Origin of the sequence: Enterococcus larvae (assembly GCF_017830045.1) — a bacterium.
Taxonomy (GTDB): Bacteria; Bacillota; Bacilli; order Lactobacillales; family Enterococcaceae; genus Enterococcus_L; species Enterococcus_L larvae.
Genome location: NZ_JAEDXU010000002.1, coordinates 339817 through 361583, shown reverse-complemented (window position 1 = coordinate 361583; position 21767 = coordinate 339817). Strand labels below are relative to the sequence as shown.

The window sequence follows — 21767 nt, the reverse complement described above, 5'->3', positions numbered from 1 at the left end:
TATAATAATATTATGTAAACTAATGGTTAAACAGGATTAATCCAACAAACCAAAAGCGAGGAGAGATGAGGGATGGTCGATTTAAGTCAGGTACTGACCTTTACAGAAGCAGCAGAGAAATGGCAGCTGGCTGGTGGAAACACCTTGAGACAGGCTGTCGCTAGAGGACGATTTCATGAGGATGAGATCAGGAAAAGCGGAACAGTCTGGTTGACTACCTATGAAGCGATGACTCGAGTTTTCGGGCCAATCCCTACTTCTGCAGAAAGAGAACCGCTTATACTCGAACAGAAGCTTGTCTATTCAGCACTTATGGAGGGTCGATCTTCAACAGCATTTCAAGAGGTAGAAAAACAAGCTGCCTTTGCATTCAAGGAGCAAAGACAGCTTCAAATCAAAGAAACTATTTTAGGAAAAGAGTTCGTTTTGTATTTGTTTACTAATCAAGAAAAATGGGATAACTGGGTCGTATTAGCTGAAAGATCCTTTATTCCCAAGAAATCAAACCAAAAAGGGCAGTCTTCTTGATTTTCTTAGGCGGCGGCGTTTCCCATTCTGCGGGACTTATTTCTCGTGTGAATTCTGATTGATAAACAATATCATCCAATATATCATCATAGCGGCGAGCGTCAGCCTCGCCGTTTTTTATTGCAACATTACTGGCACTAAAGATGAATACAGGTATATGGTAATCACTAAACCATTGCTTCTTCTTTTCAAGAGTTGGATTTGCAAACGGCATCATCATCACACTATCGATTCTTCTGGTCAGCTTTGGAAAATCTTCTTTATTTACTAAATCTGAACTTCCAAAAAGAACCCTGATATCAAATGTTTCTGCCGGATGAAAATCGTAGAGGGTTTCCAATGAATAGCTTTCTACAAGAACCCGCAAACCTCGCGCTCCCCAATAATCAAAGAAGGACTTGAAGAAGGAATCTTCCTTATTGGCACCGAGCACCAATAATTCAATATTCTTATCGCCATTCTTTGTTTCCGGATGCTTCATGGAGACATAAGAACGTTCATAATCAAGACCAATCAGTTCATCCAGAAGATTATTATATGCTGTTTCTCCATCCATGGTTCCAAAAGTTTTCATCCCAATATCTTTTACAACGACTGGATAATCCTTCAATATTTCCTGCTTGCTCTTTGTCATATGACGCATTTGCGGTGCGATAAAAACCACATCGAATATTGTACCAAAATCATACGCGTTATATGGTTCAATATAATTAATTCCACCATAAGCAAAAACAAGATCAAAATGACCTTCAAATTCTTTTTTTCTTCGAATAATCGTACCTACATCGTCATAAACGGCTCTAAGGGGGGAGTTTACTTTCTCAATTGCCTTTATGATCCTCTGGCAAAACATACTGGATGTCATTCCGCCGGAGCAGCCAACATATATAAACATAAGAAGACCTCTTTTCTTGTCACTAACTCGTTACATATATTTTAACAAACAATAAGTCGTTTGAAAAGAGCTTTTATTTTCAATAGGGGAGAGGAGCTCTAAAAAAAGAAACTAGTGATCAGGAATCGATCTACTAGCTTCAGGAAAATGAGACATCCAGTCAATTACGGCTTCTAACTTTCTTAGTCCAAAAACCACCGGATATATATTTAGGCTCATAAGAAATAATGAACGCTCGAGGTTCGATATCATTGATCAGACGGTAAAGCTTTCGCTCATTCTTTCTAGGAGAAAGAATCTCCAAGACCAGACGTTCACCATCTCGACCCATAGCGACACTTTCAGTCACACCATAACCATGCTCACGAAGAGAATCTGAAAGATTCAGTTGCTTGGTCGTTGATGGGAGAATAACTGTCACCATGATATAGCCTAAGGCAAGACGATCCTCAATCTTTATCCCGACACTTATCCCCACAGCGTAACCCAGGGCATAAACAACCAAATTTAACGGATTATCCAGCCTGTTCAGCACCATGCTTAAACCTAAAACGTAGATAGTTATTTCCACCATACTAACAAGAGGAGCAATGACTCTATACCCTTTCATTGTGAGCATAAAGCGAATTGTATTTAATGTAATATACGCAAAATTGATGAAAAAAATCATCGCAAGCATTTTCAAATCAACCATTTTTATCCTTCTTTCAACCTTTTATGTTAGGCTATTATAAGAACAAATGAATGAGAAGTCAAAGAAAATGAGAGTCTTTTGATTCTGACTTATAAAAAAATAAAGGTGCATGTTCTCTTGTTGAACAAAAGCATCCATTACATAATTTTCTTACTATGAAGAGGCAGTAATGATGGTTCTTCCTAAGTGAAAGTGGGGAATAGAAGTGAACATACAATCAGAGATGAACGAGATAACAGAAAAGGTTTTTCCAAAAGAGAGAACAAATATCTTAGCATACTATCCAAACATCGAGATAGATGCTGCTGCCATAAAAATAGTGATGATCAACGAAATTGTGGCTGACGCTCCCGTAAATGATTTTTATAGTCCTGAAGAGCGATCCTTCTACATGGAAACAACGATCCCATTATTCCAACAAGCAGGTATTGATATACAGACAATTGAAGATATTGTTACTCTGGGAATCTATATCACAAATGCGGTAAAACGCCCTAAGACTGAAACAGCCATCAGCACCAATCAAGTGAAGGAATTCTTACCATTGTTGAAAAAAGAGCTGCAGCTTTTTCCGAATTTAAAGGCAGTGATGCTGAACGGGGATATCGCAAAAAAGGCATTTAATATGCTGTCCAAACAACAGACAGGCAAGAATGCTGTTCCATCTATGTCCACCTACAAACTCAGAAACAGAGAGGTTTACGCTGATCAGCTGCGCATTTTCCCCGCCTATATCATGACAGGTAAAAATGTGCTGATTGAAAAATCGAAGGTACAGATGACCGCTGAGGATATTGCCAAGATGATTGCATATGCTCAATAAGGGATTGCATTTTTTCAAATTTCCAGTATAATATTCTTTGTGAACAAAGTTGTTCAATAGACGAAATGAGGTATTTTGGTGAGTGTTTTAGGTATCTAATCAAGCAAATTAATAGGACAATTAGGCAATGCTTTTTTGTCGTGCTCATGAGATACCTGTCGAATTATAAAGAATGATGATGCAGACGGTGGAATTTCACCGTCTTTTTTTGAATAATTTTGTTGACGATATGTCAGGTATCTCTTCTGATGAAAGGAATGGATATCATGAATAATAAAATATATAACGCAGTACAATTTGACACAATAAAAAATGAATTAAAAAAATACGCCTTTAGCAACTACGCTAAAAAGGCCATCGACAAACGTGAACCTTCTTCGTCTCTACCAACCGTGCAGCGTTGGTTGGATGAAACAGAAGAGGCAGTAACAATTTTAGCCAGCGGTCAACATGTACCCTTTATGGGACTGACAAGGATCGAGCAGCTGACCAATCAGATCAATAAAGGCATGGTTTTAGAACCTGGAGAATTGATCGAATATGCGGATTTCTTAAGAAGCTTTCGCTTGATTGCCAAGCTATTTGAAAAAAATCAATACCAGACGCCGATTCTATATTCCTACACAAATGACCTTACAGATTTTTCAGAGATCGGCACAGCGATTTATGACTCTGTTCAAGGAAACCGAGTCAAGAGTGAAAGCTCTAAAGCTCTGAAACAAATCAGGAATCAAATTGCAAAGCTGGAAAAAGAAATCGATCAGCGGCTACGGAAATTTATGGCCAATAGCCAAAATCAGTCGAAGCTGCAGGACCGTTTGATCCTAATCAAAGATGACCGATACACGGTTCCGATAAAGGCAGAATATAAGCAAAAAATCGGGGGTACAATTGTCGATCAGTCCTCTAAAGGAACAACTGTCTTTGTTGAACCAGAGACAGTAAGAAAGTACAATGATCAGCTGATTATGGAAAAAGCTGCTGAGGTTGGAGAAGTCTATCAGATTCTTGCTTATCTGACTGGTTTGATTGGTGAGCGGATGTCTGAAATCACGTATTGTATCGATGTTGTTACTGAGTTGGAAATCATCTTTGCTCGCGGGAAATACAGCCGAGCAATTGATGGGAGAAAGCCCGTGATCAACAAAGAAGAACGAATCATTTTCAATCAAGTCAAACACCCGCTTCTAAATGATCCTGTACCATTATCCTTGGATCTCGGTATAGAAAATCGAGCACTAGTCATTACTGGTGCGAATGCCGGCGGTAAAACCATTGTATTGAAGTCAGTCGCATTGATTTCTTTGATGACAATGACAGGAATCTTAGTTGCAGGTAAAGAGGGGACAGATATTGCCGTTTTTGATGATATCTTTATTGATATCGGCGACCAGCAAAGCCTGGAGAATTCCCTAAGCACTTTTTCCGGTCACATGCAAAATCTGTCGGATATTCTCAAGCAGGTGAAGCGTCATACGCTGGTTCTATTAGATGAGATAGGTAGTGGTACTGATCCGAATGAGGGGGCAGCATTAGCCATAGCACTGATGGAAGAAATGTATAAAAAAGGAAGCCTCCTGATTGCCACAACTCACTTCGGTGAAATCAAGGAGTTTGCACTGAAGCATGAAGACTTTACAACAGCTGGAATGGCTTTTGATGCAGAAACACTGACACCGAAATATCGGCTGCTTCTAGGCGAAACTGGTGAAAGCCATGCCTTCTGGATTGCAGATAAAATGAAAATCAATGAACGAGTGCTTGCTAAAGCAGCAGCATATTTGGAAAATCGTACGTACGATTTGGGCAAGCAGGAATTTCAACAACTGGCAAAACCTCAAGCAACACACAACGTTCATGCTGTTGAGGAGCAAAATTTCTCTAAAGGTGATCGTGTGCGTGTCAATGATACTGGAAAAATCGGTTTGTTTTACACCAATATTGATGACTATCAAGGACAGGTGTACATTGATAAAGAAATGATCGAAGCACCGCTTAGACGACTGACATTACTTGCGACAGCTGAAGAGCTTTATCCAATGGATTATGATCTTGATTCCTTATTTGAAGCATTTGCAGATCGAAAATATAAGAAGGATCTCGCACGTGGATCGAAAAAGGCACATAAAAAGTTGAATAAAGAGATGAAAGAGAGAAGACAGCTTTCTGAATTCTAAATAGATACAAGTATATGGCTACTGCTTATTTTCCGGCATAGCTGTGTACTTGTTTTTTTGCTTAGAAGTAGATTTATTCATCTATTTTTCTTAAGTTGAATAAGGTAAACTAATAGTATAGGACTAAGAATGAAGGATTAGAATAGAAGGATAAAGTATAGGGGGAATAATTTTGAAAAAGACATTTTACATGATGCGGCATGGACAGACGCTTTTTAATATCAGACGGAAGATTCAAGGAGCCTGCGACTCTCCATTGACAGCAGTTGGGATTCAACAGGCTGAAATCGCCGGAGCGTTTTTAAAGGATATCACTTTCGATCATTTCTACAGCTCTTCGGCTGAGAGAGCCTGCGATACACTTGAAATCGCCGTTGGCAGTGATATAGCCTATACTAGATTAAAAGGGTTGAAAGAAATGAGCTTTGGTACTTTTGAAGGAGAGAGTGAGGATTTGAATCCTGAAGATAAAAGCAGTTTTTTTGTTGAATACGGAGGAGAATCAGATGAACAGGCACGAGCAAGATTAGTAGATACTTGTCGAAAAATCATGAAGCAGGAGGATCACCATACTGTTTTAGCAGTCTCTCATGCAGGTGCTAGTATGCTGTTCTTAAGCCATTGGCAAGATCCCGCACCGGAAGTGGAGAAGGGGATTCCAAACTGCCTGATCCTCAAATATGAATACGACTCTGACGACGAGTCTTTTTGCCTGTTGGAGAGCTATCGACCAGTTAAAGGCTAAGAAAAGGGTTTAAAGGGCTCGAGCTTCAACAGCGAAGATCCGCTTCTTACAGATCTTTACTGACATAAGCAAAGAGGATGAAACGAGAAAGAAATAGGAGAGTGGAACATGTTTAGGTTGTTCAAACGAAAAAATGAATCGGTTTACCAAAGAATTCAAACAGAACTCGAGAAAAACAAATGTATTACAAATGAGTTTCAATTAACAGAGGTAAAAGAAGGCGAGCTGCGATTTGCTGCGGGAGCATCCGACGGTACACTGCTTTATCATTTTATGGGGAATGGTGATGAGACAGAAGCTGCAGCGCTTGCTGATTTAGTTGGAGGGTATTTGCTGACCGGAGACAAAAAAATAGTCAAGGATATTCTTTCTTTCGTCGACTCAAGTAACTATAGAGCGGTGACTGCTGCACCCAATTTGACACCGAAAATATTAGAAAATGCCGAGCTTGTCAACAATCAGATCGATCGATACGCAGCGCTTTGTCAGCTGTTAATGGCAGAATCAGCTTCTGTTGAAGCAGTAAAGTCAGGAATCGTATTATCAGAGCCGTTGATTGGACCATATGGAGAGAAGCAGGTTGAAATGTTGAAGACACTCGGACGCCATGAAGAATTTACTTATTTCTCTCTAATATCACTTAAGAATAAGCTTGAAGAGAACTCATTTAACGAGCTGTGTATCGACTATGCTAAAGCCTTAACAGGCTGGGGCAAAGTGCATAGTATAACAATGATTGAAGAGCCGAATGAAGCCCAACAAGATTGGATCGTCAAAAACGGCTGCAGAAACGGAGGCTTAGATATGTATTTAGGCCACGAATGTTTAGAAAAGGGGAACGTTCGGCTGCTGCTTGAGCAAAAAGAGCCTCTGGAGAAAGAAATTATTGACGGAGTCACCGGCATCTTTTCTCAGCTTTTGATGGAAGGCGGCCCGATTGTGGGCTTGGAGCTTGTTGCCGGGGATCTCGAGTTGATTGCAGCGTACCTTCAGCATATACCTGAAAAACTGACAAATGAACAAGCTGTTCTGTTAGAAAGCCTCATCGCCTACATAACACAGCACTATTCAGATTCTTCTGAAGGGCAGCAGATCAATAAGGATATTCAACAGCTGCTTCAGGAGACCGGCGCTTCTGCCACCTCTGACTAGGGTAGAAATACCTCTAAGCTGTTGTTTTCATTATCTTTTTAGCCGAACTTGTTTATATTTTTTTGTTATGCTTTAAACAAAGCTAATGGGGAAAGCACTGTAAGTCAATGTTTTTCTGCAGCGATCAAGGGAACTCAGTTAAGATAAAAAAGATAATTTTAAATCAAAGAAGACGGCCAAATGAAAAGGTCGTCTTCTTTTTTTGTTCAATAATGAAATAGCAGCTAGGTAACTTTTCAGGTGATTTAATTTTACAAATTGCTTGTTATTTATATTTAAAAGTCTTCTTCATTGTGTTACTATTGTTTTGTTGTGTTATAAATTAATTACAAAAGAAAAACATTCACTAACAATTGTGAATGTAAGAAGGAAAGGAGCGGGTTATGAGAATTCTGGTCAAGTATATTTTAAAGAGCATGATAAAAAACAAAGGCAGATTGCTGATGCTCATTGTCTCCATCGCTTTAAGCACCGGTTTATTTATCGGTAGTCAAAAAGCCTTTGAGACAGTAATGGATTCCCAGAAAAAAATCCAGATGGAAGCATTTGAAGGGAAAGAGGTATCCATCACAAAAAATGACTACTCGTCAGGAGCCGGAATCGACCCTAATGAACTCAATTTTGTGAAAATGAAAAATGAAGTGCCCGAAATTCTTCTGCAAAAAATCAAGCTGAAGAACAGCAAGGCTGATTTTGATACTTCATTAACTTTAAGAGGGAGACAGGAAAAAGATTTCCCTAAGAAAGCTGTATTTACAGAGATACAGGAAACAGATTGGTCAAAAGATAGTATAAGTATTAGTCAACGTGCCAGCAAAGAGCTGAAGCTAAAGCTGGGAGATACGATCACTATCCCTATCAATGACAAAGACCAAGAATTAAAGGTGGGGGCGATCGCTCAGAATCAGGGGATGTTCTATAACGACACTCGTGGAAACTACACGATCCTGTTTGAAAAAGAATATTTAACCGATATTTCAGGCTCAGACTATACAGTTGTCTTTGTAGAAACTGATAAAGCTTCGGTTGTTAACGCCATCAAAGCGTTCAACAAGGAGAATGCAGACTATACAGCTGCAGAAGTGTATGATTCCGGTCAAATGGAACAGATCGTCAATCAGATCACGATGGTCATTACCTTCATGTTTTTGATGGTTGTTCTAGCCAGCATTCTAATTATTAACGGAGCCTTTAGATTGACGATCACAGAAAGAATGAACACCGTTGGAACCTTCCTTAGTCAAGGCGCAACACATGGACAGATTCGTCTGCTATTTTTAGCTGAGAGCGGCATTTATGGATTCGTCGGCGGTGTATTAGGTGTGCTTATCGGTTATGGATTGACAGTTATTATTAATCGGGTGTCCTCTCCGTTGGCAGAATACGACATCTATGAAGCTGTAGTATTTTCACCAACATTGATTCTTACCGGGCTGATTTTTTCGATTGGATTAAGTCTGCTTGCGGTATTGATCCCGGTAGTGAAGCTGAAGCGTTACTCAGTTAAGGAAGTCATCCTTAATGAGTTTGCGGTAGAGAAGAAGGTAAAATGGAGCAGCTTCTTTGTAGGCGTTCTGCTAATGGTTGTTTCATTCGTCGGATATTTCTTGTTCAAAGAACAGGTAATAGTAGTGGTTATTCTACTGGCACTTGTTTTCATCGCTTTCCTATTGATTTATCCGAAGCTGACAGAGAAAATGATGAACGGCTTGTTCTCCGGATTAAAAAATAAGCTTAGCTTGTTGGCACTCTCAGCTCAAAATATGGGAACATCGAAAATCATTCGAAGCAATATTACTTTATTTACAGTAGGCTTGATGGTCATGCTGCTGATCAACGGGATTGAAAATAGTATGAGAAACACGATGACTAGTGTTTATGCCGGTTACCACTATGATGTGAATATTCAAGTTCCAGCTAACGGTTTGAGCAGCCAACAGGAAGAAGTGACAGAACGACTGCAGGAAACAGGGTTGATTGAAAGTAATTTCCATAGCGAAATCCTGACGAATATCAAAATCGATGATTATGCCTACAACTTGATTGCCTTTGATGATCCAACTGCATATAGAAATTACTATGCCTATATCGATTGGCAGGATAAAAGCTTTGATAAGGTTTTCGAGCAGCTTGGAGACGGCTCTAATTCCTTTATGACGACCTACAGCTATGCAGAAAAACTGAACTTGAAGGTCGGTGATACGATCTCATTCCCATTTGGAAATGAGCAAAAGGATATGAAGCTGGTTGGACTGTATAAAAACAAATCCTCCTTCAACTACTTTTTACTGAATTTGGATAATATTCCTGAGAACCTTCGGGCATCTACAACTACGAATTACTACTTCAATTCAACAAAGGGGCAAAAGGAAACACAGAAGCTTCTGAAAAAGGAATTGAATGACTATACAGCTGATGTCTATACGAAGGATGAACAGACACAGCAAAATACTGAACAAAATGAATTGATGATTTCCATTTTTCAGGCGTTCTCCTTAATGACAATCATTATCGGCAGCTTCGGTATCATCAGTAATACAACAATTAGTTTCCTTCAGAGAAAAAAGGATTTTGCTTTGTATGCTTCTTTAGGGATGAGTCAGGGACAATTAACAGGCATGCTGCTTTACGAAGGAATACTGACAGTATTGGCTACTTTTATCATTGGTGTTCCGTTAACCTTTGCAGAGGCGCATTTAGTTGAGAAAGTCATGGGGCAATTGATGGAAACAGACTTCCCGATAAGGATCAATGTCGGTTATCTTCCGATTGTATTTGTTCTGCTATGGCTGATTGTCATACTTTCCTCAATACCAGCGTTATGGAAACTGCGAAAACTGACTATTATTGAAGAACTAAAATACGAATAATGGCACATGCGCTTTCTGACACTAAACATGGCATGGAAGGGAAATAATTGTTTGGTTTTGCCTATTTCTCTTGATGCTGCACGATTATCAATATAACGAAAACAGAGCCTCAATTACTTTCCTCAAAATAAAGAGCAAGGAGCGAACCAATGGAAAAGAAGAAATCAAAAAGTATCATCCGTGTAGAGAATGTTCAAAAAACCTTTGAAGTCAATCGAGAAGTGGAAGTTCATGCATTGAAGGATATTACATTTTCAGTAAAAAAAGGACAGTTCCTATCGATCATGGGGCCTTCCGGATCAGGAAAATCAACGCTTTTATATATACTTGGCGGGTTGGATGACCCAACCTCCGGAAGGATTTCAATCGATAATAAACCACTGGGGCAAATGTCTGCAAAAGAGAAAAGCCTTTTAAAGAGAAGAGACATCGGTTTTATCTTCCAGTTTTACAATCTTGTTCCTAACTTAACAGTGGAAGACAATATTCTACTTCCTCTAATCTTGGATGGACAGAACATCAAAGATTATCAGGAAAAATTAGATGTGCTGCTGAAAAAAATCGGGATCAGGGATAAAAGAAAAGCCTTTCCTAATGAGCTGTCAGGCGGGCAGCAGCAAAGGGTCGCTATTGCACGGGCATTGATCATTGAGCCAAAGGTGATTCTTGCCGATGAACCGATTGGAAATCTGGATTCAAAGAACGGACAGGCAGTGATGGAGCTGCTTCGAAAAATCAACCAAGAAGAGAAGACGACGATTGTTCAAGTTACTCACTCTGAGGAATCTGCTGAATACGGCTCTCACGTTCTACACATGAAGGATGGCGTGATCATCGAACACAAACAGACAGGTAGAGGATAGAAATAATAAAAAAGCGCAGATAAATGAAGTCTGCGCTTTTTGTGATTTAAATACTCTATTGTTTCAAGTGTTCTTCCAACCCAGAGGAAAAGGCTGATTCGGAAAGAAAGACAAAAGAATCATTTTCTATTTGTTCGTCTGAGTAAACAGTATATGGATGTTCAGAATCCAACCAGCCGCTATAAAATCGTGGTAAGGGACGTTCTGACAGAAAAAAGCCATAGCTATCTTCATCTATAAAAAAAGAGGATAGAGGGCAGCTCAAGCCTTCTCCCGAATATTTGATATAACTCTCCTTTGCAGTCCAAAGTTTGTAAAAATCTTGAAGCTGTTTTGCCGGATTCTTTTGCTTCAAGTTCTCATACTCACATGGGTGAAAAAATTGTTTAGCTATATCAAGATAGTCTGGAATAACTTCTACTTTTTCTACATCTATTCCAACCAGCTGATTACTCCAAGCACAAAGAAGCCAATTTCCAGAATGAGAGATACTAAAGTGAAAAGGGCTGTTTTTAAACTGCGGCTTCCCTTGAGAATTATATACCAAGATTGTTTCCAGCTCACTCATCTTATAGCAATTTCTGCTGATATAGTGCAGCAGCAGACCAGCCAAACTACAGACCAATCGATCTTTTTCAAATTCAAAGCTGTGAATACGCAACAATCGCTCTTCATCTAAAAGAGAGAAGAAGCGCGTATATCCTCCAATCTCTTTATAGTTATTTAAATCAATAGCATATAATTGAATCATTTTATCACCTCCAAAAAAGCATACCCATAAAGTATAATATAATTCTCTCTAAAAGCAAGATGTAAATGAAATAGCTAAACTTAAGACCATTAACAAACCAGAACACTCTACATATCTTTATAAAAAGTATTTTTTACACAAGAAAACTGTTATTTTACATAGGAACGCAAATTTTATATTGAATTCCATTTTTATTTTATGTATACTTCTACTTATCAAATGTAAAATAACGTTTGGTAAATGTTCTGATTCATTCTAAACTTGTCATTACCCTTCGGAAACATTAATAAAAAAAAGGTGTTTTTATTAAAAATAAATAATGAAATTTTTAAAATAAAAACATATATTATATGTGATTTATATTTAACTTAAGGATGATTTTTCGTAACTTCCGAAGGTGTGACAGCAATCATCCATAGTTATTTTGTACACATTTATCAATACAATAGATTCTTATTCTTTTTTATTTTTGTAAAAGATCGGTGTGTACATCATTAAACAATGAAAAGGAGATGTGTAAATGAGTAATAAAAAATACTTGAAGAAACTGAATAAACGTATTGGCCTGAATACGGAAAAAGCGTTGGAGGTCTGTGAGAAAGCGGGTGTATCAAAAAATGCGTTCTTCTCCGGCGTCTTTCTCTTGCTTATGTGCAAAACTAAAGGAAACAAGATTTTTTCAATGGACTTATTTCAACATACTAATTATACCGGATCTCTAACAGGAGAATTATTGGAAAACGCTACACTTGTAGACATGCTGAAGCAGATGACTACCTCCAAACTTGAAGAAACAGAGGAACAAAAGGCTGGCATTCGAGGAACGGTTTGGCAAACCGGGACAGCGAATACGTCAGATGAAATTCTTTGTGAGCTGATGATTCAGGTGGAAGAAAACGGCCATGATGATCTTCTCGTTCAGTATCACTATTCTTCTGAGCTCTATGAAGAAGAAGAGATGGATATTCTTCATCTTCATTTTCAAACATTACTTACGGCAATTATGGAAGATCCTAAAAAACTTGTACTGGATTATGACATCGTCTCAGAAAAAGAAAAAAAGTTGTTAGCTGAAGTAAACCAGACAGATTATGAATTTTCTAAAGACGCTTGTGTACATGAAATTATTGAAAATACAGTAAAGAAATTCCCAAATAAGACGGCTCTCGTGTATGAGGGGGAAGAAATCACCTTTGAAGAGTTCAATCGTCGAGCAAATTGTATTGCTGCACTTTTGAAGAAGAAAAATATTCAGTCCGGTGACTATGTCGCAATCATGGCTGCCAGGGGAGTAGAATTGATTTGCTCGATTTTTGGTGTTTTAAAAAGCGGAGCTGCTTATGTTCCTATGAACCCAATATTCCCAATAGATCGCCTTCGTTACATGATGCAGGATAGTCAAGCAAAGATGATTTTAACGACTGGTTGTCCGGAAGAATTAGGGGAATTCTGCCCGATTGTTGATTTAAATGATTCAGCGTTGTATGAAGGGGATGCTGAAAATCCTGTGCGTCAAGCAGGACCGGACGATACACTTTGTCTTATCTATACTTCGGGAACAACGGGAATGCCAAAAAGTGTAAGAATCAATCATGGTGCCATCGTCAATTATTGCGAGTTCAATGCCTATGATTTTCTGAAACTGAATGAACATGATCGAGTACCGCAATTTGCACCAATCACGTTCAGTACTGCAATCAGTGAAATCACGACAACCTTACTTTCCGGCGCAACACTCTATCTTTTAACAGATGAAAAAATCAAGAATATTCCTTTATTCAACCAATTCCTGCACGATATCCAAGCAACAATGTGTTTACTTCCGCCGATTTATTGTGATTATGTACAGCTGCCGGATAGTGTACGCATGGTGGAAACTGGTGGTTCAGCCTGTCACAAAGAAGCTGCTGAACGTATGGTAGCGCAAGGAGCGAAATATTATAATGCCTATGGCCTTTCTGAAGGGACAGTAGTAAGTGTCTGGGAGCATCAGCAAGGGGAAGAAGTGAAGAAAATCCCGATTGGTAAACCAGTTGCAAACACAAAAGTCTATATCATGAATGACAATAAAGTCAATGGTCTTTACATGCCTGGTGAGCTTTGTGTCACTGGAATGGCTGTTAGCGGAGGCTATTTGAATCTGACTGAATTGAATGAAAAGCGTTTCGTTGCGAATCCTTTCGGAGATGGAAAGATGTTGAAAACCGGAGATATCGTTCAATGGAACCATAAAGGCGAGCTTGAATATGTAGGTCGAAGTGACAATCAGGTTCAAATCCGCGGGATGCGTGTAGAGCTTGAAGAGATTGAGCATTCGCTACTCAAGGACCCAGCAATTATCAATGTGGCTGCAATCAGCAAAGAAGACAACCAAAGAGAGACAAGTATCGCTGCATTCGTGACAAGTAAAGAGCAGCTGGATATCCCCGCATTGAAAAAGCAGTTGAGGCAACGACTGGTGGATTATATGATCCCAGCAAATATCATTCAATTGGAGACCTTGCCATTAACAGTTAACGGTAAGGTCGATCGTCAAACCTTAGCAACTATCCCGATTGAAGAAAGCACCTCATTTGTAGCGTTGGAAACAGAAACAGAGAAGCAGATTGCAGCTTTCTTTGAAAAAATAGTAAAAGCAGAAAAAGTTGGACGACAAACAGACTTTTTTGAAGCTGGTGGACATTCCTTACGTTTAACGCGTCTATTGAACGCAATCGAAGCGGCATTTAGTGTTCGATTATCTGTTTCTGATATTTATAAACATTCTACTGTGGAAGCAATTGGTGCTCAAATAGATGCTGCTGGTGAGCAAGAGATAGAAATGATTCCTGTTGCAGAGGAAAGAGCATTTTATCCATTATCCTCTGCTCAAAAGCAAATCTATATCGCAACAGCACTGGATGACACAGGAAAATCTTATAATGTACCGGTTTCTCTAGCCTTCAGCGGATTGCTAGATACGGATCGCTTAACTTCCGTGTTCCAGCAATTGATCACACGTCACGACAGCTTGCGAACGGTATTCAAGACGATTGACGGACAGCCGGTCCAAGTAATTCAGCAAAATACGTCAGCAGCGATAGAAGATGAGACCGTTGCAGTGCTCTCAGATGAAGTGATTGCGCAAGGGTTCAACACATTTGTGCGCCCGTTTGATTTAGAAACAGCACCGCTGATGCGCATGAAGGTTCTTTCTGATTCTGAAAAAAGCGTGCTCTTTGTTGATGTTCACCATATCATTTCCGACGGAGGTTCCTTCAACACATTATTAGGGGAAATCTCTGCATTATACGGCGGGCATACTTTAGCGCCCCTCACTGTACAGTATAAAGATTTCAGTGAATGGCAGAAAAAGCAAGATTTGGAAAAGCAAAAGCAATTTTGGCTGGAACAATTCAAGGACGTTCCGGAGTCACTGGATCTGCCTGTAGATTATAAACGGACAGCAAGACAAAGCTTTGAAGGAAAAACAGTCAAGCAAACCATTCCAACAGCTGCAAAAGAGGGACTGGCACAGCTGGCGCAAAGAACTGGAACAACTGAATATATGGTTCTATTGAGTGTCTGCATGATCATGCTTGGAAAATACAGCAGGCAGGAGGATGTCGTTGTTGGTACGTCGATTTCAGGACGAACTCGTCAGGAAATCGAAAATGTTCAGGGGATTTTTGTCAATACACTGGCAATGCGAGGAAGACCTCAGGCGGATAAAACCCTGCTTCAATTTCTTCAAGAGATCAAGGAGAGTAGTCTTCAAGCCTATCAAAATCAGGAATTTCCGTTTGATGAGCTAGTTGGCGAATTGGACATTCCAAGAGATTTGTCTCGAAATCCATTGTTTGATGTGATGTTCGTTTTACAAAACAATGAACAGCCGGAACAACGTTGGGGAGATTTAGCGATTGAGTCGGCAAATATGGAGGAGCAAGGGGCGAAGTTCGATCTGACCTTCAGCATTTCAGAAACAACGGATGGCTACGAGTTATCACTGGATTATCGAACAGCGCTATTTAAAGAGGTATCCATGGAGCAAATGCTGCAGCATTATATCACCCTGCTTCAAAATGCTGCTAATGATGAAACGCAATTATTGGCACAGTTATCCGCTGTCGATATAGCGGAGCAGAAGAAAATCCAAACTATATTCAACGATTCAGACAAGATTTCTGATTATAACAATCAAACAATTGCTGAGATTTTTGAAAAGCAAGCAGCTGCCTTCCCTAATAAGCCGGCAGTTATCTATAAGGATCAAGTGTTGACCTATCAGCAGTTGAATGAGAAAGCCAATAATTTAGCTGCTCATTTGAAGGCAGCTGATGTCAAAGCGAATGATTTTGTTGCTGTCGAAGCAAAAAGAGATCCATCAACGATCGTTGGAATTATGGGTATTGTCAAGGCAGGAGCTGCTTATGTGCCGATCGACCCGGATTATCCTGAAAGTCGGATCACTTACATGCTGAATGACTGCGGATCAAAGGTTCTTCTGGCAAGTGATGCTTTCTCCAAACTATTGGCGGATGCATCTATTCCGCTCCTGTCACTTGATGAAATTGCTGCTGAAAAAGGGATTGCTGATAATCCGACAGTGGTCAATAAGGAAGACGACCTATTGTATCTGATGTACACTTCCGGAACAACAGGAAAACCAAAAGGAACAATGATCGAACATCGAAATGTGTTCCATTTACTTGAATCATCTGAACCAGTTGGTCTATCCAACAGTACAATCATGCTTCAGGCTGGATCATTAAGCTTTGATGCTGCAACCTTTGAAATATGGGGAAGCTTGTTGAAGGGCGGTTCACTGATTCTTACAGAAAAAGAATCCTTTATGAATAGTCAGCTGCTTAAGCAAACGATTGAAACCCATGCGATCAATACAATGTTTCTGACAACAGCTTTGTTCAACCAGCATATCGAAATCGATCCTCATATTTTTGATGGACTCGAATCACTTTTGTTCGGTGGAGAAAAGCTGTCAGAGCGTCATGTCGGACAGTTACTGGAAGTGAATCAGACAACTTCGCTGCTTCACGTTTATGGTCCGACAGAAGGAACAACCTTCTCTGAGTATCATCTTATTCATCAAGATGACTTGAAATCTGTCGTGCCGATTGGTAAACCATTTCCAACAACAACTGCTTATATTCTCTCTGATGAGGGTGAATTATGTGGTATTGGGATGAAAGGGGAGCTGTGTGTTGGTGGTACAGGCGTAGCTCGTGGTTATTGGCAAAATGCGGAATTAACAGACAAGGTATTTATCGATTCTCCATTTGGAAGGCTGTACCGTACGGGAGATCTTGCAAAATGGTGCGCAGACGGCTCCATCGATTTTCTTGGAAGAGTCGATGATCAGATCAAGCTGAGAGGGTTCCGTGTAGAGCTTGAAGAAATCACGAATACGATCTTGAATGCAACAACGATCCAACAGGCTGTGACAATTCTGACAGCGGAAAAGAAAATAGCTGTCTATGTAGCAGATGCCGCACCAATCGATCTGAGCGCATTGAAGGAGCAGCTGCGAAAACAGTTACCTGAATACATGCTGCCGGATCTACTTTTACAACTAGCGGAAATGCCGGTAACACCTACAGGTAAAATCGACAGAAGTGCTTTACCGATTATCCTGGAAGAAGCGGAGGAGGAAGGTATTGCGCCAAGAAATGAACTGGAAGCAAAAGTTGCGTCTGTGTTCTCTGAAGTGTTAGGTAGACGAATGAATGGTGTGAAAACGAATTTCTTCGACCAGGGCGGTCATTCGCTAAAAGCGATGCAGCTATTGAACAAGCTGGAAGCAGTCTTTACAACTAGAATACCGCTGAAGGACTTCTTTGAAGAGCCAACTGTTGAGAATGTCTCAAGAAAAATCAGCAGTTCTTCCACAATTGGCTACGAACGCATTCAAAAGGCAGCAGTTCAAGAAACTTATCCAGCATCTTCGACACAAACTCGCTTGTATGTGATCCACGAGTTTGATGAAACCGGTATTGCCTACAATGTTCCAGTAGGACTTTCATTTGAACAGGCAATCGATCAAAAGCAGGTAGAGCAAAGCTTCCATCAACTTATCAAGAGACATGAGGCGCTGCGAACTTCCTTCTATACAGGAACAGACGGAATTGTTTACCAGAAAATAGCTGCTGCGGAGGATATTCCTTTTGCACTGGAAACAGGCGAGTTGAAAGACGAATCTGACCTTCAAAAGTTATTGACGAATTTTGTCCGACCCTTTGATTTATCTGAAGGTCCATTGTTTAGAGTAAAAATTGTTCATACTCCTACTGGCGGTTCACTGTTATTGATGGACATTCATCATATCGTTGCCGATGGACTTTCTGTTCAAATTCTTCTTAAAGAGTTCGCAGAGCTATATAACGGCGGGACACTGTCAACTCAAGAATTGCAGTATAAGGACTATAGTGAGTGGTTGAGTGCTCGTTCGATGGAAGACCATGCACAGTTTTGGAAATCAGAGCTTTCCGGAGAGTTGCCAATACTGGAACTGCCATTAGATCATCGTCGTCCTCAAAAGCAGAGCTTTGCCGGCGAGACATTAAGTACACGAATCAGCGAGCCGCTTAAGCATAAATTGGCGGCTTTAGCCAAACAAACAGGAACAACAGAGTACATGATCCTATTGGCTGCATATCAAATCCTGCTGCATAAATACAGCCGTCAGGAAGAGATTGTTGTCGGGACTTCTGTGTCAGGAAGAACGCATGCAGATGTTGAAGCAATGGTGGGGATGTTTGTTAATACGCTGGTCTTGAAAGCACGACCTGAAAAGCAAAAGAGCTTCACAGCTTTCTTGGAAGAAATCAAAGAGCAAAACCTGCAAATGCTGGAGCATCAGGAGTTTCCATTTGAAAAAATCGTGGAAATGCTGGAGCTGCCAAGAAGTCTTTCAAGAAATCCATTGTTCGATGTCATGTTTGTTTATCAAAATCAGCAAGAAGAAGCAATTACTTTAGGCGGAAGCAAAGGAAAAGAACTGGAAGTTGAAGGGACCGTCGCTAAATTCGATCTATCCTTCCGTTTCACTGAAACTGCGACAGATTATCAGTTGATCATTGAGTACGCGAAAGATCTGTTCAAGGCTGAAAGTATTGAATTCATGCTGTCTCATTATCTTGTATTACTGGAAGATGCAGTTGATCATTCCGAAAAAGCAATCAAGGACTTGATTTTAATCAACGAACAGGAAAAACACGTACTTGATTCCTTCCAATCACCGAAGAAGGCACTTGATTTGAACCAAACGGTTGTATCAAGCTTTGAACAACAGGTTCAAAAATACGCTGAACAACCAGCTGTCGTTTATGGTGCACAGCAGCTGTCATACGGAGAACTGAATGAGCGAGCGAATCAGGTTGCCCATTACTTGAGAAGCATTGGAACAAGACCCGATGATTTAATCGCATTGATTGCTGATCGAAGCATAGAAATGATTGTCAGTATGATGGGTGTGATCAAGGCTGGTGGTGCTTATGTGCCAATTGATCCACAGGCGCCGGAGGAACGCAGACGTTACCTATTAACTGACTGCCAGCCAAAAGTGGTACTGACAACACTTGAGCTTCCACAAGAGCTTTATGGTATTCCGGTTGTTTCTGCCAAACAGGAGAGTTTCAATACATTCAAGACAGACAATCTGGAATATGTGAACCAAAGCAATGATTTGTTGTATTGTATTTACACATCTGGAACGACTGGAAAACCAAAAGGAGTGCTTGTTGAGCATAAGGGTGTTCTTAATGCGAAGCAATTCTTCAGTGACTCACTTGAACTTACTGGTCAAGATCAAATGCTGCAGTTCTCAAATTATATATTCGATGCTTCTGTTCTTGAAATATTTACTGCACTTCTGAATGGTTCAGCGCTTCACTTAGTTGATGAAGAACAGCTGAAAAATCCATCATTCATCGAGAAATATTTATCTGAGCATATCAGTTTTGCTATTTTGCCGCCGCAATATGCAGCAAGCATCAACATTAAAGATGTTGATACAGTGATGACAGGGGGCTCAGTTGCTACTCGTAAGATCGTTTCAGAAGAAAGCGGGAATACGATTGGCCATTATTTAAATGCTTATGGACCAACAGAAGCAACTGTTTATACGACAAGCTGGTCTTACAAAAAGACAGCAGCAGTACAAGAAGATACATTGCCAGAACAGCTATCTGTCGGAAAACCGATTACAAATGTTGATGTTTTCATCATGGAAGATAGACAGCTTTGCGGTGTAGGAGTAGTAGGAGAGCTTTGTATCAGCGGAGTCAGCCTGGCTAGAGGGTATTTGAACAAACCTGTACTGACTGCGGCAGCATTCATAGATAATCCATTTGGGGAAGGCAAGCTTTATCGTTCCGGTGACTTGGCTCGTTGGAATGCCGACGGCAATCTAGAATATATGGGACGAATCGATGAGCAGGTCAAAATCAGAGGCTACCGTATTGAACCAGGGGAGATAGAGAGTATTCTGCGTGGAGCAGACTTTATCAAGGACGCAGCTGTCATTGTGACAAATGCTGACAGCAATCCGCAATTAGCCGCATATTTCGTTAGTGATGATGAGATCGATCTGAGCGGATTACAGAAATATCTTGGTAAGCAATTGCCGGAATATATGATTCCAGATGCTATCATGCAGCTCTCAGAGATTCCGACAACACCTAACGGCAAGTTGGATAAGAAAGCTTTGCCTGTCATTAAACTAGGCAGCGCAGAGGCATTGGTTCAGCCGGAAACACCGATGGAGGAACAACTGGTTCAAGTATTCAAAGACGTGTTGGGACTTTCTGAAATTGGAACAAATCAGCATTTTCTTGCTCTTGGAGGAGATTCAATCAAAGCAATCAGAATCGCTGCCAAAATTAGAGAAAATGGACTTGATATTTTAGTTAAGGACATCCTTCAGTATTCAACAATCAAGCAAATCAGCAAACACGTTCAATCAACGGCTGACAATGGTTTGACTGCTGCTCAGGTAGAGCAAAGCGGTATCACAGCTCTATCAGCAGCTCAAAAATTATTGTTGAATGATCCATTACTGGAAAATCATGTTCTACGTTTAGGCTTCAACCAGAAAATTGACGAACAGCGCCTGACAACAGCCTTTGAAGCGTTGAGAAAGCATCATGATGTGCTGCGTACAATTTTCACTGAGGAACATCAGGAAATTGTACCTGTTGCGGATGCAGAAGCATTCCACATTAAAACAACAACATTAGACAGCAACAGCAACAGTGAAATTTTGACACAGGCTGAAGAAGAAATGAAACGGGCAGCGCAAACCAATAAAGGACAATTGTTAAGCGGACACTTCCTTCATTTCTCTGATAAGGATCATCTGGTAGTGGGTATTTCTCCACTGATTGCAGATGAAAAAGCGGTTCAAATACTACTAGAGGATTTGATTGCTGCATATAGTAGTTTGGAAGAAGAGGCTGTTGCTTTACTTCCAGAAAAAACACTACCGTTCCACGCTTGGGTTGAAACAAGCACTTCACAGCAGTTAGTCGTCGCAGTTGATATTGAAAGCCGGACGCCATCTGCGTCAAGCAGAAAACAGGTGCAGCAAAGTTATCAAAAAATTGATTTTGTCAGTCAGTTGGAACAGGCAAACCAAGCATTCTCTACAACAACAGAGGAATTGATGCTAACCGCGTTAACCACAGCTTTAGATGAAATAGGGCAAAACAATAGAGAGGTGCTGATTGAAAGCGATGGACGTATTGCTGACAAGCACGCATTGAATATCATTCGTACAGTTGGTCAGTTTACAGAGCTTGAAGCACTTCAGCTGAGCAATAATTCGAATATGACAGAAACAATCCTAGAAACAAAAGAGCAAAGACGAAGAGTACAAAAAGCAGACAAGGAAAAAGTTATAGAGTTAGCCAAACCAATCCGATTCCGTTTGAAGGAGGCTGAACAAGTCTTTCTGGATACAGAAACAGAGAAACTGTTCAGTGAAACGGTAGAAACAAAACAGTTGTATACAACAATTCACACAGCATTGGAACTATCTGTCGTTTTCAGCGATACAGAACTCCAGCTGAATGTTGATTATCTTGAGGATACGGTTACTGCAGAACAGATTCACTTGTTCCATGAAGCGTATGAAAAGGCAGTTCTACAAGTCATTGGTCACTGTCTAAATCAGGAAGAAGCATTCAGAACAGCGGAAGACTTTGAGGTATTCGATATGGAAGCCGATGAGATCGATCTGTTGAATACACTATTGGATTAAAAAAGAACATT

11 protein-coding genes are annotated in these 21767 nt (G+C 40.2%); 8 read left to right on the top strand and 3 right to left on the bottom strand.

Annotated elements, in window-relative coordinates:
- The first annotated feature begins 72 nt into the window (after nt 1–72).
- Entirely contained in the window at nt 73–528 is a 456-nt protein-coding gene (locus I6N96_RS05745; RefSeq protein WP_209556558.1) for a helix-turn-helix domain-containing protein, read from the top strand.
- Here I6N96_RS05745 and I6N96_RS05740 read toward each other — a convergent pair.
- On the bottom strand, nt 488–1423 hold the full coding sequence (locus tag I6N96_RS05740) for a PTS sugar transporter subunit IIB (protein ID WP_209556557.1): 936 nt from the start codon (nt 1421–1423) through the stop codon (nt 488–490). The genes I6N96_RS05745 and I6N96_RS05740 overlap by 41 nt on opposite strands.
- A 160-nt stretch (nt 1424–1583) precedes the next feature.
- Nucleotides 1584–2117: a DUF2179 domain-containing protein gene (locus I6N96_RS05735; protein ID WP_209556556.1), complete on the bottom strand. Its 534-nt coding sequence runs from the start codon at nt 2115–2117 to the stop codon at nt 1584–1586.
- Nucleotides 2118–2322: 205 nt separating this feature from the next.
- Here I6N96_RS05735 and I6N96_RS05730 point away from each other — a divergent pair, with 205 nt between their 5' ends.
- From I6N96_RS05730 to I6N96_RS05705, 6 genes are all read left to right on the top strand, one after another.
- On the top strand, nt 2323–2940 hold the full coding sequence (locus I6N96_RS05730; protein ID WP_347339064.1) for a uracil-DNA glycosylase family protein: 618 nt from the start codon (nt 2323–2325) through the stop codon (nt 2938–2940).
- A 266-nt stretch (nt 2941–3206) separates the two neighbouring features.
- Nucleotides 3207–5117: an endonuclease MutS2 gene (locus I6N96_RS05725; RefSeq protein ID WP_209556555.1), complete on the top strand. Its 1911-nt coding sequence runs from the start codon at nt 3207–3209 to the stop codon at nt 5115–5117.
- A 169-nt stretch (nt 5118–5286) separates the two neighbouring features.
- Entirely contained in the window at nt 5287–5862 is a 576-nt protein-coding gene (locus tag I6N96_RS05720) for a histidine phosphatase family protein (RefSeq protein WP_209556757.1), read from the top strand.
- A gap of 108 nt (nt 5863–5970) precedes the next feature.
- Nucleotides 5971–7014, top strand: a complete 1044-nt coding sequence (locus I6N96_RS05715) for a hypothetical protein (protein ID WP_209556554.1) — start codon at nt 5971–5973, stop codon at nt 7012–7014.
- A gap of 383 nt (nt 7015–7397) precedes the next feature.
- Complete coding sequence (locus I6N96_RS05710) at nt 7398–9884, top strand: ABC transporter permease (RefSeq protein ID WP_209556553.1); 2487 nt, start codon at nt 7398–7400, stop codon at nt 9882–9884.
- Between the two features lie 149 nt (nt 9885–10033).
- Nucleotides 10034–10747: an ABC transporter ATP-binding protein gene (locus I6N96_RS05705; protein ID WP_209556552.1), complete on the top strand. Its 714-nt coding sequence runs from the start codon at nt 10034–10036 to the stop codon at nt 10745–10747.
- A gap of 55 nt (nt 10748–10802) precedes the next feature.
- Here I6N96_RS05705 and I6N96_RS05700 read toward each other — a convergent pair whose 3' ends face one another.
- On the bottom strand, nt 10803–11498 hold the full coding sequence (locus tag I6N96_RS05700) for a 4'-phosphopantetheinyl transferase family protein (RefSeq protein ID WP_209556551.1): 696 nt from the start codon (nt 11496–11498) through the stop codon (nt 10803–10805).
- Between the two features lie 520 nt (nt 11499–12018).
- Between I6N96_RS05700 and I6N96_RS05695 the strand changes: the two genes are divergently transcribed.
- Nucleotides 12019–21756 (top strand): non-ribosomal peptide synthetase, encoded by a 9738-nt coding sequence (locus tag I6N96_RS05695; RefSeq protein WP_209556550.1) that lies wholly within the window; start codon nt 12019–12021, stop codon nt 21754–21756.
- Nucleotides 21757–21767 lie beyond the last annotated feature (11 nt).